The organism is Synechococcus sp. CCAP 1479/9 (genome assembly GCF_019038535.1).
Classification (GTDB): domain Bacteria; phylum Cyanobacteriota; class Cyanobacteriia; order PCC-6307; family Cyanobiaceae; genus Cyanobium.
The window spans coordinates 11,443-24,390 of sequence record NZ_JAFKRK010000041.1 but is presented as its reverse complement, the minus strand read 5'-3'; the positions used below and the strand labels follow the sequence as shown (position 1 = coordinate 24,390).

The 12,948-nt window shown below is 71.1% G+C and carries 11 protein-coding genes; 3 read left to right on the top strand and 8 right to left on the bottom strand.

Features of this window, described 5'->3' with window-relative positions; genetic code table 11:
* Nucleotides 1-6: 6 nt before the first annotated feature.
* Nucleotides 7-1,551 (bottom strand): cryptochrome/photolyase family protein, encoded by a 1,545-nt coding sequence (locus tag KUG38_RS14830; RefSeq protein WP_216922978.1) that lies wholly within the window; start codon nucleotides 1,549-1,551, stop codon nucleotides 7-9.
* A complete protein-coding gene (locus KUG38_RS14825; protein WP_216922976.1) occupies nucleotides 1,548-2,816 on the bottom strand; it encodes an FAD-binding domain-containing protein in 1,269 nt (422 codons plus the stop codon). The genes KUG38_RS14830 and KUG38_RS14825 overlap by 4 nt, the downstream gene beginning before the upstream one ends.
* A gap of 63 nt (nucleotides 2,817-2,879) precedes the next feature.
* Between KUG38_RS14825 and ygiD the strand changes: the two genes are divergently transcribed.
* Nucleotides 2,880-3,659 (top strand): 4,5-DOPA-extradiol-dioxygenase, encoded by a 780-nt coding sequence (ygiD, locus tag KUG38_RS14820; RefSeq protein ID WP_216922974.1) that lies wholly within the window; start codon nucleotides 2,880-2,882, stop codon nucleotides 3,657-3,659.
* Nucleotides 3,660-3,835: 176 nt separating this feature from the next.
* Here ygiD and KUG38_RS14815 read toward each other — a convergent pair whose 3' ends face one another.
* The 3 genes from KUG38_RS14815 to KUG38_RS14805 form a co-directional block, all read right to left on the bottom strand.
* Nucleotides 3,836-4,678 (bottom strand): hypothetical protein, encoded by an 843-nt coding sequence (locus tag KUG38_RS14815; RefSeq protein ID WP_216922972.1) that lies wholly within the window; start codon nucleotides 4,676-4,678, stop codon nucleotides 3,836-3,838.
* Nucleotides 4,679-4,689: 11 nt separating this feature from the next.
* Nucleotides 4,690-5,157: a hypothetical protein gene (locus KUG38_RS14810; RefSeq protein ID WP_216922970.1), complete on the bottom strand. Its 468-nt coding sequence runs from the start codon at nucleotides 5,155-5,157 to the stop codon at nucleotides 4,690-4,692.
* Between the two features lie 65 nt (nucleotides 5,158-5,222).
* Nucleotides 5,223-6,197: an HAD family hydrolase gene (locus tag KUG38_RS14805; protein WP_216922968.1), complete on the bottom strand. Its 975-nt coding sequence runs from the start codon at nucleotides 6,195-6,197 to the stop codon at nucleotides 5,223-5,225.
* 390 nt (nucleotides 6,198-6,587) lie between these two features.
* On the opposite strand from KUG38_RS14805, the gene KUG38_RS14800 reads away from it, so the two are divergent.
* The gene (locus KUG38_RS14800) at nucleotides 6,588-7,925 is read left to right on the top strand and encodes a cation:proton antiporter (protein WP_216922966.1); all 1,338 of its coding nucleotides are present in this window, start codon (nucleotides 6,588-6,590) and stop codon (nucleotides 7,923-7,925) included.
* A gap of 44 nt (nucleotides 7,926-7,969) precedes the next feature.
* Complete coding sequence (locus KUG38_RS14795; RefSeq protein ID WP_216922964.1) at nucleotides 7,970-8,119, top strand: hypothetical protein; 150 nt, start codon at nucleotides 7,970-7,972, stop codon at nucleotides 8,117-8,119.
* Here KUG38_RS14795 and KUG38_RS14790 read toward each other — a convergent pair.
* From KUG38_RS14790 to KUG38_RS14780, 3 genes are all read right to left on the bottom strand, one after another.
* Nucleotides 8,106-10,022, bottom strand: coding sequence for an ATP-binding protein (locus tag KUG38_RS14790; RefSeq protein ID WP_216922962.1), 1,917 nt, complete (start codon nucleotides 10,020-10,022; stop codon nucleotides 8,106-8,108). The two genes, KUG38_RS14795 and KUG38_RS14790, sit on opposite strands and share 14 nt — an antisense overlap.
* Nucleotides 10,023-10,089: 67 nt before the next feature.
* Nucleotides 10,090-11,397, bottom strand: a complete 1,308-nt coding sequence (locus KUG38_RS14785; protein ID WP_216922960.1) for a hypothetical protein — start codon at nucleotides 11,395-11,397, stop codon at nucleotides 10,090-10,092.
* A complete protein-coding gene (locus tag KUG38_RS14780; protein ID WP_216922958.1) occupies nucleotides 11,387-12,937 on the bottom strand; it encodes a class I adenylate-forming enzyme family protein in 1,551 nt (516 codons plus the stop codon). Before KUG38_RS14780 ends, KUG38_RS14785 begins: the two co-directional genes overlap by 11 nt.
* Between the last annotated feature and the right edge of the window lie 11 nt (nucleotides 12,938-12,948).

Genomic DNA, 12,948 nt, shown 5'->3' with positions numbered 1-12,948 from the left:
GGTGGCTCAGGGTCCGACCATGGTGGCCCGCGCCAGGAACGACTCGGCGGCCAACTCCAGCGCCTCGCGCCGCTTGGGGTCCATCTTCTCCAGCATCCGCACCATCATCGAGAGACGGGGATTGGCCTGGAAGAAGCCCTGGTGGCGATCGATGAAGCGCCAGTAGAGGCCGTCCCAGATCTCGCACCAGGGGCCCTTTTTGTAGTCGCCCATCTTGAGGATGTAGTTGGAGCCGCCGATGTAGGGCTTGGTGGCGAACAGGCCACCGTCGCTCATCTGGCCCATGCCGTAGACGTTCGGGCCCATCACCCACTCGTAGGAATCCAGGTAGCGCTCCATGAACCAGCGGTGCACCTCGCCGGGGTGGATCTCGCAGAGCAGCATCAGGTTGCTGATCACCATCAGCCGCTCGATGTGGTGGTTGTAGCCCAGGCGGTTCACCCGCTCGATCGCCGCATCCAGGGGCGGCAGGCCGCTACTGCCGTCGTCCCAGCAGGGGGCCAGGCGGCGCTGGTGGTTCCAGAAGTTGGCGGTCGCCTGCCGCTCGCCGTGCACCCGGTCGATGCCGCGCACGAACTCGCGCCAGCCGATCACCTGGCGCAGGAAGCCCTCCAGCGAGGCGATCGGCACCGGCTGGCCGCTCTCCTGGCGGCGCCGGGCGTGGTCCAGGGTGGCGGCGATCACCGCTGCGGGGGTGAGCAGGCCGATGTTGAGCAGGGGCGAGAGCAGGGAGTGGTGCAGGGTGGCGTGCTCCTGGCTCAGGGCGTCTTCGAACGGCCCGAAGCCATCGAGGCGCTCCGCCAGGAAGCGCTGCAGCCAGGCTTCGGCGCCGGCCTGATCGAAGGGGATCCACAGGGGACCGAGCTCGCCGGGGTGGTCGGGGAAATGGCGGCTGATCAGGGCCCGCACCACCGGCTCATGGGGGCTGGCCGGCACCCCCGGCAGAGACGGCTCCACGTAGCCCTTGGGCAGCTTGCGGCGGTTCTCCACATCGAAACTCCAGCGGCCACCGGTGGGGGAGCCATCGGGCTCGAGCAGCAGTCCGAGGCGACGCCGCTGGCGCTCGTAGAAGGTCTTCATGAACGGCCGGCGGCGGCTCTCGAACCAGCTCCGGCTCTCGGCCACCGATTCCAGGAACGCCGGTGAGGGCAGCACGCTGAGCCGCACGCCCTGCTCAGCGCAGAAGTGCTGCAGCCGCAACGCGAAGCTGCGGTCGGCCACCTCGGCCACCCGGAGCTCGCGGCCCTCCAGTTCGCCGTCCTGCGGCTCGCGGCCGCCGCTCAACTCAGCCGCCAGCCGCTGCCAGAACGGCATCTCCTGGGAGGCAGGCAACTCGAAATAGCCCACCTCCACCCCGCGGGCGACCAGCGCATCGCGGAAGCTGCGCATCGCCACGAAGGTGTGCAGCAGCCGCAGGCGGTGGTACCGCCAGGTGGAGGCCACGGCCAGGTCCTCGACCATCAGCACCCGCTGGCCGGGGGCGAGCTGCAGGGGGGAGGGGCTGAGCCAGTCGGGGTGGAGCTGGTCGCCGAGGATCAGGGTGAGGGTCATGGCAACGCTGGTGCGGCCGGCGCCTTGGCCGATCGGCCCCAGAGCCGAAGGTGCTGCCCCTCGGGGTCATAGAGGCCCACCTGGCGCTCCAGGTCGAAGCGACGAGGGCTGCCGCCGAAGCTGCGCGGGTCGGAGCCGACGCCCGCCAGGTAGGCCCAGTTGCCCGTGTTCAGGGCGGGATGGGCATCGATCAGGGCCCACTCGAAGAAGCGGGCGCCCCAGATCCAGGGCAGCCGCAGCTCGTTGACGAAGTGGGAGGCCACCCACTGGCGGCCCCGGTTGGAGAGGTAGCCGGTGGTGAGCAACTCGTTGAGCTGGGCATCGATCAGGGGATGGCCGGCGTCGCCGCGGGTCCAGCGGGCGAAGCGCTCCCGGTCTTCCACCCAGTCGGGCGGGCGCTGCTGAAGGCCGCCGGGGGCATGGAAGGCGTCGCCGTGCTTCTGCTCCGACCAGAGGAAGAACTCACGCCAGAGCAGCTCCTGCTGCATCCATTCCGAGCCTTCATCGGCGCCGTGGAGCTCCCGGTAGCGGAGAACCTCCTGCCAGATCCGCCGCACCGACAGGGAGCCCACCCCCAGAAAAGGGGAGAACTTGGCGGAGAACTCCGTGCCCACCAGCCCGTTGCGGGTGGCCTTGTAATCGCGCAAGCCGCCGGAGCCGAACAGGTAGTGCTGCAGCCGGGCCAGGGCCGTGGGTTCATCACCGGGAAAGGGGAAGGCGCTGCGGGGATCGACCGCAGCGGTTACGAGGGCAGGGGCTCCAGCGGACCCCGCCGAGACCGCTGCTAGCTCCAGCCAGGACCGGGGGAGCTCGTCCCAGGCGTCCCCCAGGCCGGCCAGATCCGGTGGGGGCAGGGGCGGTTCCGGGTCGCGCTCCAGGCCGCGGCGGAACGGGCTGAACACCCTGGGGAAACGCTCGGCCGCCACGGGCCAGGTGTCGAACAGACGGCTCTCCTGGGCGTGCAGCACGGCCTCGGGCTGCACCAGGGGGCGCAGCTTGGCGAGGGCGGCGGCGGTGGTGTGCTGCGGAAAGGCCAGCAGGCGAATCCCCGCCGCCGCCAGACGGGAGTGGAGTGAGGCGAGGGCCTGGGCCTCCAGGCGCCGCTGGTGGGGGCCCCGCAGCCGCTGGCCCTCCGGCCGGCAGGCCAGCACCAGCAGGCGGGCGCCGCGCTGGCGCGCCAGTGCCACGGCCCGGTGCAGGGCGGGCTGGTCATCGAGGCGCAGCTGGCCCTCCAGGGCCAGGGCGATGGTGACGGCAGCCGCCATCGGTGATGCAAGGGGTTGGTCCAGGGTGGCAAAGGCAGACCCACCGCCGCGAGGCCCGTCCCCGTGATCCAGGCCCCCACCCCCGCCCTGTTCATCGGCCATGGCAGCCCGATGAACGCGATCGAAGCCAACCGCTTCACCCGCGCCTGGGCCGAGCGCTTCGCCGCCCTGCCGCGCCCCCAGGCGATCCTCTGCGTCTCGGCCCACTGGGAAACCGACGGCCCCAAGGTCACGGCCATGGAGCGGCCACGCACGATCCACGACTTCGGCGGCTTCCCTGCCGAGCTCTTCGCCGTCGACTACCCCGCGCCCGGATCCCCGGCGCTGGCGGAACACCTGCAGCAGCTGGTCCCGGAGATCAACCTTGACCACACCTGGGGCCTCGACCACGGCGCCTGGTCGGTGCTGCGGCCCATGCTCCCGGCGGCCGATCTGCCCGTGGTGCAGCTCAGCCTCGACCGGCGCCGCAGCCCCCGCGAGCACCCCCTCCTGGCCCAGCGGCTGCGGCCCCTGCGCCAGGAGGGGGTGCTGGTGCTCGGCAGCGGCAACCTCGTCCACAACCTGGGGCGGATCCTCTGGGAGGACAGGGCCCACGGCTGGGCCGAGGCCTTCGATCAGCTGCTGGCCGAGCGGATCAGCTCCGGCTCCCTGGAGGACCTGCTCGATCCCCTTGCCCTCAGCCCCGATGCCGGCCTCAGCCTGCCGTCGCTGGAGCACTACCTGCCGCTGCTGTACGTGCTGGGGGTGAGGGATCCCGGCGAGCCCATCGGCTTCTTCAACACCGAGGTGACCCTGGGCGCCATCGCGATGCGCTCACTGCAGGTCGGCGCCGGCGCGGGGTAGGCCCGTTCCATGACGGATTGCTGCGGGCCAGGCCGGAGCGATTGCGCGTCTTAAGGATTGCTCTAGATTTCTGCCCATGAGGGAGACGCCCGTGCACCGATCCATCGGACTGCTGACCGCCACCGGCCTCACCGGCCTGGCCCTGGTGAGCCTGACCATGACCTTCCTGGGCTGAGTCAGGGCGCCGCCGGCAGGTAACCGGTGCGGCGCAGGAAGGCCCGCAGCGCCTCGGGATAACTGGCATAGCGCTTCTCAGGCCGCCGGCACTCCCCCTTGGCGTTGTAGCCGGCCTCGCAGGAGGTCAGCCCCCAGTCGGAGCGGCGGTCGTAAACGCCCAGCATCCGTTTCCAGCCGCTGTCGAATTCCCCCACCAGCGCCTTGGTGGCCACCCAGGCGGCCAGAAAGCCATTGGCTTCGTTGCGTTGATCGGCGGGCTGCTTGAACCAGCCCTCCATTTCCTGCAGCCGGCGACGGTGCAACGGCAGCACCTCGGGGCGATGGCTGATGTCGACGAAGCGGGGGCCATTCAACTGCCAGATCTGGCTGGGGGCGCTGCTGCCGGCGTAACTGGCGAACTGGTAGAGGAAGCGGTTGTCCACATCGACCAGCAGGAAGCGGCCGTTGCCGAGCGGGTCGCTGGCGCCGTTGGGTCCACCGTTGACCTGGTCGCGGCGCACCTCGAACCAGCGGCGGCCATCGGGGCTGCTGGTGAGCACGCGGGTGTCGTTGCAGCAGTGGGCACCGCCGGTGAACGAGGAGAGCAGCACCTCCGGGTAGGGATTGGCCGGATCCATCTCCACCACCTGCAGCACCGAATCGATGCTGCCGGGGCCGATCCGCAGCGCCCCCATCAGCTGACCGACCACCTTCCCCTCCACCCGGACGGTGGCCACGGGCTGGACCTCATCCATGCCATCGGGTTTGGGCTGGCGGCGGTTCTCCAGCACCGCCACCACGGGTCCGTTGGTGATCACCGGACCGGGCGCCGGGGAGAGGGCCAGCAGCAGGGGCAGCAGCATCGGAGTGGGGCCTACTGGCAGCCCTGGACCGAGATCCGGTAGCTGAAGCCCAGGGCGCCGGGGTCGCTGCTGGCGCCCACCTTGAAGTTCATCTGGCTGGCCTGCTTGCCCGGAATGGCGGGGAAGGGGCCGAACATCCGCCCGGTGCCGATCGGCGGATTCATGACTTCGTTGATCACCTGCAGATTGCTGCCATCGCTGAACTTCATGAAGCCACTCACCGGGTACTTGGCGTTGGCGTCAGAGGAGTTGGCCGTGAAGAAGAACTTGAAGCTGCTGTAGGGCTGGTTGACGATGAAATCGGTGTTCCAGTTCTCCTTGCCGATCAGCTTGGCGGCCCCCACCCGCTTGGAGACGATCGGGGTGGTGCCATCGCCACCGACCGGTTGCAGGAAGGTGCAGCGCTGCTGGGCCTGGGCGGCGGAGCCGGCACCGAGGACGAGCGAGGCGCTGAGCAGGGAAACGGCCAGGGCTTTCATGGCGGCGGATCGACTGGTTTCGACCCTAGACCGCAGTGGGGATCTGGGCCGTCCACGTTCGGCCGTCAACGCTCGAACGCAAAGATCCGCTTCCAGTCGTTCTTCATGCTGATCACGATCCACCCCTGCCGTCCCGCCTCGTCATCGAGGCCCTGGGTGAACGGCCCCACCTTGGTGTCCGGCAGCCCCAGGGCCGGACCGTAGGCATACTCGCGGCGCGCGTCATCGTGCAGCACCAGCATCGCCAGGCGCGCGCCGTCGCCGGCCTTGGTGTACTCCAGCATCTGCCGGTCGCCAGTGGAGTTGCCGAAGGCGGCGATGGGCCGCCGGCCGATCATCAGCTGGATGCCCTCCGGCTTGCCGGGGCCGTCGTCGTTGAGCAGCAGCCGGGGCTCCTTGGTCAGGAAAGGCCGGCCGGAGCTGTCGTAGCCGTAGCGGGTGGCGCCGGCGCTGCCGATCACCTGCTCCGGCGGGATGCCATACACCTCCTCGGCGTAGACACGCACGAAGTCCTGGCCGCCGCCGGTGACGATGTAGGTCTTGTAGGCGTTGGCGCGCAGGTAGCGGAGCAGCTCCTGCATCGGCTCATAGGTGAGCGCGGTGTAGGGGCGCTGCCAGCGGGGATGGCGGGCCGTGGCCAGCCACTGGCGCACATCGGCCCGGAAGGTGTCCAGGGGCATGCCGCTGAGGGCGGTGGCGGCGAGCCGCTCCAGTTCGGCCCTGGTGGTCACCGCCCCGGGCACCTTCTCCAGGATGAAGCGCACCTGGGGGTAGACCGGCTGCTCCACCCAGAGCGTGCCGTCCTGGTCGAAGGTGGCGATGCGCTCGGCGGGCGGCACGAAGCGGGGGCTGGCGGGGTCCGTGGTCTGGCGGACGAAGCTGAGGATGCCGTCCCGGGCCGCCCCCGGATTCCAGGAGGGCAGCGGATCGGCCGGGCGGGCGGTGGCACCGGCCCAGCCCGCCATGGCGGCCAGCACTGTGGCGGCGAGCAGCCCCCCCAGCAGGAGCAGGAACCAGCGGCGGCGGCGGGAAAGGATCACGGGGCGGCGGGCTCAGAACTTGCGCAGTTCGCGGCGGATCTTGAGCGGATCACCCGAATGCTGCTGGTTGAACAGCAGCATCGGCACACCAGCCAGCAGCAGGCCGATCGCGGCCACCGCCCACCAGGACACCGGCGGACCGCCCTGGGGGGGGAGTGGACCAGGCTGCCGCCGTACCCGGCGGCGGCGGCGCGGCGGCCCGGGGAACCTTGCCATCGGTGGATGCTCCTGGCCAGGCGGGGTCTTCAGTCTGCAGGGGCCGGCCACCACCGCCCGCGGCGGCCCCCATCGGGGCCCCCGTTCCGCTCCCGTGATCCCGGTCCGCTGATCCCGTGCCCACTCCCGGCGAGGGGGTGAAAGGATTTGAGCCATCGCCCCAGCCGGCCCGCCATGGACGTTCCCACCCTGCTGCTCGCGACCGGAGGCCACCAGATCGAGGCGGCCGAGACCCTGATCGAGGTGGGTCGCTTCATCGTGATCCTGTTCGCCGCCAGGGCCCTGGCGGAGCTGATGGTGCGCTTCCGCCTGCCGGCCATCCTCGGGGAGCTGGTGGCCGGGGTGCTGATCGGCGTGTCGGGGCTGCACCTGATCCTGGCGCCGGAGCTGGGCGGCCAGCTCAACGCCTTCGCCGAGCACACGATCGCCGCCCTGGCCCACGTGGGCCCCGACCAGGTGCAGGCGATCTATGACCACGGCTTCACCAACCTGCAGGCGGTGGCGAAGATCGGCCTGCTGGCCCTGCTGTTCCTCACCGGCCTGGAGAGCGAACTCGACGAGCTGATGGCGGTGGGGGGCCAGGCGATCACGGTGGCGCTCACCGGCGTGGTGCTGCCCTTCGCCCTGGGCACCTTCGGCCTGCAGTTCCTCTTCGGCGTGCCGCTGCTGCCGGCGATCTTCGCCGGTGCCGCCATGACCGCCACCAGCATCGGCATCACCGCCAGCGTGCTGGGGGAGCTGAAGTTCCTGCGAACCCGGGAGGGGCAGACGGTGATCGGCGCCGCCGTGCTCGACGACATCCTCGGCATCGTGATCCTGGCCGTGGTGGTGGCCCTGGCCGGCGGCGAAGGCTTCAGCCTCGGCCCGATCCTGAAGCTGATCGCCGCGGCCGCGGTGTTCGTGGTGGTGGCCCTGTTCCTCAGCCGCACCGCCGCCCCCCCCTTCGACTGGCTGCTTGATCGCCTCAAGGCCCCGGGCGAGGTGGTGGTGGCGGCGTTCCTGGTGATGTCGCTGGCCTGCTTCGCGGCCCAGGCCTTCGGGCTGGAGGCGGCCCTGGGGGCCTTCGCCGGCGGCCTGATCCTCAGCGGCTCGCGGCACCGGCATGCGATCGAAGAAGCGGTGAAGCCGCTGGTGGCCCTGTTCGCCACGGTGTTCTTCGTGCTGATCGGCAGCGGCATGGACCTGTCGGTGCTCAACCCCTTCGATGCGGCCAACCACGAGGGCCTGGTGATGGCGGGCTTCCTGTTGGCGGCCGCCGTGGTCAGCAAGGTGGCGGCCGGCTGGAGCTACCTCAGCAGCGGACCCACCAACCGGCTGGCGGTGGGGCTGGGAATGATGCCCCGGGGCGAGGTGGGCCTGATCTTTCTGGGGCTGGGCACCCAGACCGGGGTGCTGGGGCCGTCGCTGGAGGCGGCGATCCTGCTGATGGTGATGGGCACCACCTTCCTGGCGCCGGTGCTGCTGCGGCTGGTGCTGGCCGACGCCGGCGAGGGGGCGGAGGCGACCGTCTGAGGCGGCCGGGCCGTGGGACAGTGGCGTCAGCTCGCCCCCTGCCCGTGCCGAACGCCAGCGATACCCCCAAGTCGGTGATCATCGGCCTGCTGATGGTGATCGGCTCGCTCGCCGGCCTGGCCCTGCTGGTCTGGGTCACGGTGGTGATGCTCGACCTCAAGCACCTCAACACCTCCGGCTTCACCCTGCCCTGACGCCGCTGGCGTGGGCGCGCCGGAGGCAGGCGATCAGTTCCTCGGTCTTCAGTGGCTTGGCGAGCACATCGTTCATGCCCGCCTCCAGGGCGGCGGCCCTGTCCTCGGCGGAGCTGAAGGCGGTGGTCGCCACGATCCAGGGCCGCTGGCTGCGGCCGGTGGCGGAGCGGATGCGGCGGGTGGCGCCCAGACCGTCGAGCCGGGGCATCTGCACATCCATCAGGATCAGGTCCGGGTCGAGGCTGCGCTGGCGGTCCAGGGCCTCCAGCCCATCGGCGGCGGCTTCCGGCTCGTACCCCAGACGCCGCAGCAGCAGCTCGCAGAGCCGCCGGTTCACGGGACTGTCGTCCACCACCAGGATGCGCAGGGGATGGCCGGCCGCGAAGTCCTCAGCCTGCGTCAGGTCCGGTGCCGGGCTGGGCGTGACCGGGGAAGGGGTCGCAGGGGACGGGGGAACGGGAGGGGTGACCACCACCTCCACCGGCAGCGTGACGTTGACGACGCTGCCCCGCCCGGGGGTGCTGTCCATCGCGATCGTGCCGCCGAGGGCCTCAACCAGCTGCCGGCTGATGGCCAGGCCGAGGCCGGTGCCGGCATGGGGGGCGTTGCCGGAATCGACCAGCTGGGAAAAGGGCTGGAACAGCCGCTCCATCTGGTCGGCGGCAATGCCGACCCCGGTGTCCGTGACGGCGAAGCGGAGCAGCACCGGTCCGGCCGAGGGCAGGGCGCTGGCCCGGACGGAGACGATGACGCTGCCGGCCTCGGTGAATTTGATCCCGTTGCCGATCAGGTTGAGCAGGATCTGGCGCAGGCGGTTGGCATCGGTGAGCACGGCCGTCGGAACCTCCGGGCCCACCTCCAGGGACAGGGCGATCGCCTTGGCCTGGGCCAGGCTCGAGCAGGTGGCGAGCGCGGCTTCCAGCAGGGGTTTCAGCTGGCAGGGTGCCCGTTCGATCGCCAGCTGGCCCGCTTCGATCCTGGCGAAGTCGAGCACTTCATTGAGCAGGGTGAGCAGCGATTCCCCTGAATCACGCACGATGGCGAGGCACTCCCGTTGCTGCGGGGAGAGATCCGTGTCGAGCACCAGGCCCGTCATGCCGATGACGCCGTTGAGGGGGGTGCGGATCTCATGGCTGAGGGTGGCCAGGAACGTGCTCTTGGCCCGGTCGGCGGAAGCGATGGCCTCGAAGGCACGGGCGCGGGCCTTGAGGGAACGGCGATAGAAACTGGCCGCCAGCACGGCGAACCCGGCACTGCCCAACAGGCCCAGCAGGTAGGAGGCCTCGAGCGGAAACTCCTTGCGGCGCAGCTGGGCGAGGGAGAAATCGATCCCGACAAAGCCCACCACCTCCCCCCGCCGGTCCCGGATCGGGGCGTAGCCGCTCATGAAGGTGCCGAAGTGATCGGTGTAGGGCCGGGGGCTGGTGGTGGACTCGCCGGTTCGGGCGGCCTGGAGCGCGGATTCCGACGGCTTGACGTAGATGTCGCCGACCGTGACGGCGCTGACGGTGTCGCCCTTGTTGATGATGTAGTAGGTGCTGTCGAGCGTGAAGCGAAGCCCATCCGGCGTCTTGATGAAGACATAGGCGTAGAAGATCTCCGGCACCAGCCTGCGCAGCTTCAGCAGCGGTTCACTGGCGCGGCGATACTCCGGCGTTCCCGTCTGCTCGGGCCTGGTGATCGCGGCCACGAGGGCGGGATCCATCTGGCTGGCGGCGATGCTCACCAGATCGTGCAGGTTCTCGCGGACCTCGTTGCGCAGCAGCCGGATAGCGCTCAAGTAGTTGATGCTGAGCGCCACCGCCGCCACGCTGAAGATCGTGGCGGCCAGCACAACGCTCTCGCGGCGAATGCGCTGGCGGCTCAGTTCGGGGGTGGCACCGGGGGGACGGCGAGCGGACAACCTGACCACGCTGCACCTCTCCTGTCTAACCGGCAGGGCGCTGCGGCCGCGCCGTGAGTGGATGGGCTCAGGCGGTCGGCCGGGGCCCACCGGCCAGGTCGTCGATGGACTGCTCCAGCAGATCGCGGCCGCTGTCGTACACGACGCGCGGCGCCGGCCGGCCGGCCTCCGTAGCGCCCAGACGGCGGGCGGCGGCACGGCGCCGCTTCAGCTCAGGATCGGCGTGGCGGGCCGCCTGGGCCCAGGCCTGGCGGCGCCGATTGCGGGCGGCGATGGCACGGTTGCGCCAGTGCTGCAGCGGCAGGCGGGCCAGGGGCAGGAGCAGCAGCAACAGGGCGTAGCCGATGGCGAACCGCGCCAGCCAGGCCACCGGGGGCAGCCAGGCGGGCGTGATCGCCAGCAGCCACGGCGAGAGCACCAGCAGGGCCCCGACGGCGGCGCCATAGGCGACCCGTTGCCCGACACCGGCCCGGCTGAAGCGAAAGGCCCGTTCGCGCAGGGGCGGCACCGGCCCATCCACGCGGGCCGCTCTGGCGGGAAGGGAGGGGAAGCCGTAGATCAGGTCCCCGTCCTCACTCACCTCGGGGCGGCCGTCGAAGCGCAGCAGCACCGGCAGCATGGCGGCATCGGCGAGGTCACGGCGGCGGTCGGGATCGGAGGGGCAGTCGGGCAGATCGAGCAGCGGGGCGAGGTCCTCGGCGATCACCACGCCACCGCGCTTGCGCAGGAAGGCGCCGATGCGGCGCCAGCGCTGCGGCTCGAGGCGGGCATTGGGATCGCCATCGCCGAACAGGATCGAGAACACGGCGCTGAGGAAGCCCAGGGAGGCCGGAGCGGCGCCCTCGCCGGGCAGGTCCCAGAGCAGGCTCCACAGCTGCTGGGGCGTGACGGAGGGGGAGCCCCCGCGCTCCGGGGCCCGGAGGCCGGAGGCGAGCAGATCCAGGAGGGAGAGGGGCACCTGGGCGAGCCCCTGCAGCAACGCCAGGCCGGCATCGTCGCCGTCGTCGCTGCTGAACAGCCGCACGATCAGCAGCACCGACAGAATCAGCACCACCAGGGTGGTGACCAGCAGCAGCACCAGCCCGAAGCTGAGCCGGATCAGGCGGGCGGCCAGGCGCAGGGCCGCCTGCAGCCGGGCCTGCAACCGCCGGCGGCCGCTGCGGGCCAGCAGCCGCATGCGCAGCGCGGGGGGGAAGACGAACAGCAGGGTGCCGTCCTCGGCCACCTGCAGGCGACCGGACACTTCGGCCACCAGGGCCAGCAGCCCCGGCTCGACCTCCTGCAGGGACAGGCCGGTGCCCGCGGCCGCCTCGCCGACGCTGCAGCGGCGCCCGCGGTTGCCGATCCAGTCGAGCAGGGAGGCCTCAACCGGCATGCAGCCCCTCCGCCGCCAGCTGCCGCAGGGCCAGCCGGTCGGTCTTGCCCACGGGGGTGAGGGGCAGCTCGGGCAGCACGCGGATCTCCTCCGGCGCCTTGTACCCCACCCGGGCCCGGGCGAAGGCGATCAGTTCGGCTTCGCTGGGGGCGGGCTGGTCCGGGCGCAGGGTCAGGTAGGCCCGCACGTTCTCGCCGTGCACCGGGTCCTGGATGCCGATCACCCCCACCAGCTCCACGGCGGGGTGCTCCGAGAGCGCCTCCTCCACCTCCTGGGGGCAGATGTTGGAGCTGTCGTGGACGATGATCTGCTTGCGGCGGCCGCAGAACCAGAAGAAGCCGTCGGCATCGACCCGCATCTCATCGCCGCTGTCCAGCCAGCCCTGCCGGATGGTGTCGGTGGTGGCCTGGGGGTTGTCCCAGTAGCCCACCATGCAGGAGGGGGCCTGGATCCAGAGGCGTCCCTGCGCGCCCGGGGCCACCTCGGTGCCGTCCTCATGGCGGAGGCTGGCGCTGAAGCCCGGGCAGAGCCGGCCGACGGAACCGATCCGGTTCGGGCCCGAGGGGGGCGACAGGGTGGTGTAGCCGATCTCGCTCATGCCGAAGCATTCGTCGATCCCGAAGCCGGCGGCCCGGCGGAACTCCTCCTGCAGCTGGTGGGGCACCTTGTCGCCGCCGCTGATGCAGAGGCGCACCGAGCCCAGATCCGTCGGCTGGAGCCGCTCATCCCGCAGCAGCTCGAACAGGGCGGCGGGCAGCATCAGCAGCACCGACGGCCGATGGCGCCGCAGCAGGGTTTCCACGGTGGTCGCATCGATGCGGCTGGCGATCGCGGCGGAGGCACCGGCGGCCAGGGCCGCCAATACGAGGGCAGAAGAGGCGATGTGGGCAAGGGAACTGCCGGCCAGCACCGCCTCGCCGGCCCGCAGTTCGGTGGCCTGGATCAGGGAGGTGAGCACGGCGGCGAAGCTGGCCCGGCTGTGGGTCACACCCTTGGGCCGGCCGGTGCTGCCGGAGGTGAAGTAGAGGAAGGACGGCGCGTCGTCGGCCAGCTCGGGCCAGGGCGGATCGTCGCCGGCGGCGGGGGCCGTGGCCAGCAGGTCGTCGAACCCGTCGGGATCGTCGATGCGGTGGCAGCCCAGGGGCAGCCGGCCCGCCACGGCGCTGGCCTGCACATCGGCCAGCCGTTCGCCGTGGAACACCAGGGCTGCGGCGCCGCTGACCGTCAGCGCATGGTCGATCTCCGGGGGCACGTAGCGGTAGTTGAGCGGGGTGAGCACCAGGCCGCTGCGCAGCCCCGCCAGGTAGTGGACGACCAGCTCCACCCGGTTGGGGATCAGGGAGGCGAGCCGGTCACCCCGCTGCAGCCCCAGCCGCCGGTAGGCCCGGGCCAGCTGCTCGGCGCGGCGATCGAGGTCGGCCCAGCTGATGCGGTGGGTGAGATCCTGCAGCGCCGCTGCCGCCGGGTCGCGCCCCAGGCCGGTCTCCAGGAGGCGGTTCAGGTCGATGGGTGGGGCCAGGGCCGGGCCGTGGTACGCCATGGGACGCCGCA

Coding starts and splice junctions, on each gene's coding strand:
- KUG38_RS14830 (WP_216922978.1), bottom strand. CDS start 1,551: ATGACCCTCACCCTGATCCTCGGCGACCAGCTCCACCCCGACTGGCTC.
- KUG38_RS14825 (WP_216922976.1), bottom strand. CDS start 2,816: ATGGCGGCTGCCGTCACCATCGCCCTGGCCCTGGAGGGCCAGCTGCGC.
- KUG38_RS14815 (WP_216922972.1), bottom strand. CDS start 4,678: ATGCTGCTGCCCCTGCTGCTGGCCCTCTCCCCGGCGCCCGGTCCGGTG.
- KUG38_RS14810 (WP_216922970.1), bottom strand. CDS start 5,157: ATGAAAGCCCTGGCCGTTTCCCTGCTCAGCGCCTCGCTCGTCCTCGGT.
- KUG38_RS14800 (WP_216922966.1), top strand. CDS start 6,588: ATGGACGTTCCCACCCTGCTGCTCGCGACCGGAGGCCACCAGATCGAG.
- KUG38_RS14785 (WP_216922960.1), bottom strand. CDS start 11,397: ATGCCGGTTGAGGCCTCCCTGCTCGACTGGATCGGCAACCGCGGGCGC.
- KUG38_RS14780 (WP_216922958.1), bottom strand. CDS start 12,937: ATGGCGTACCACGGCCCGGCCCTGGCCCCACCCATCGACCTGAACCGC.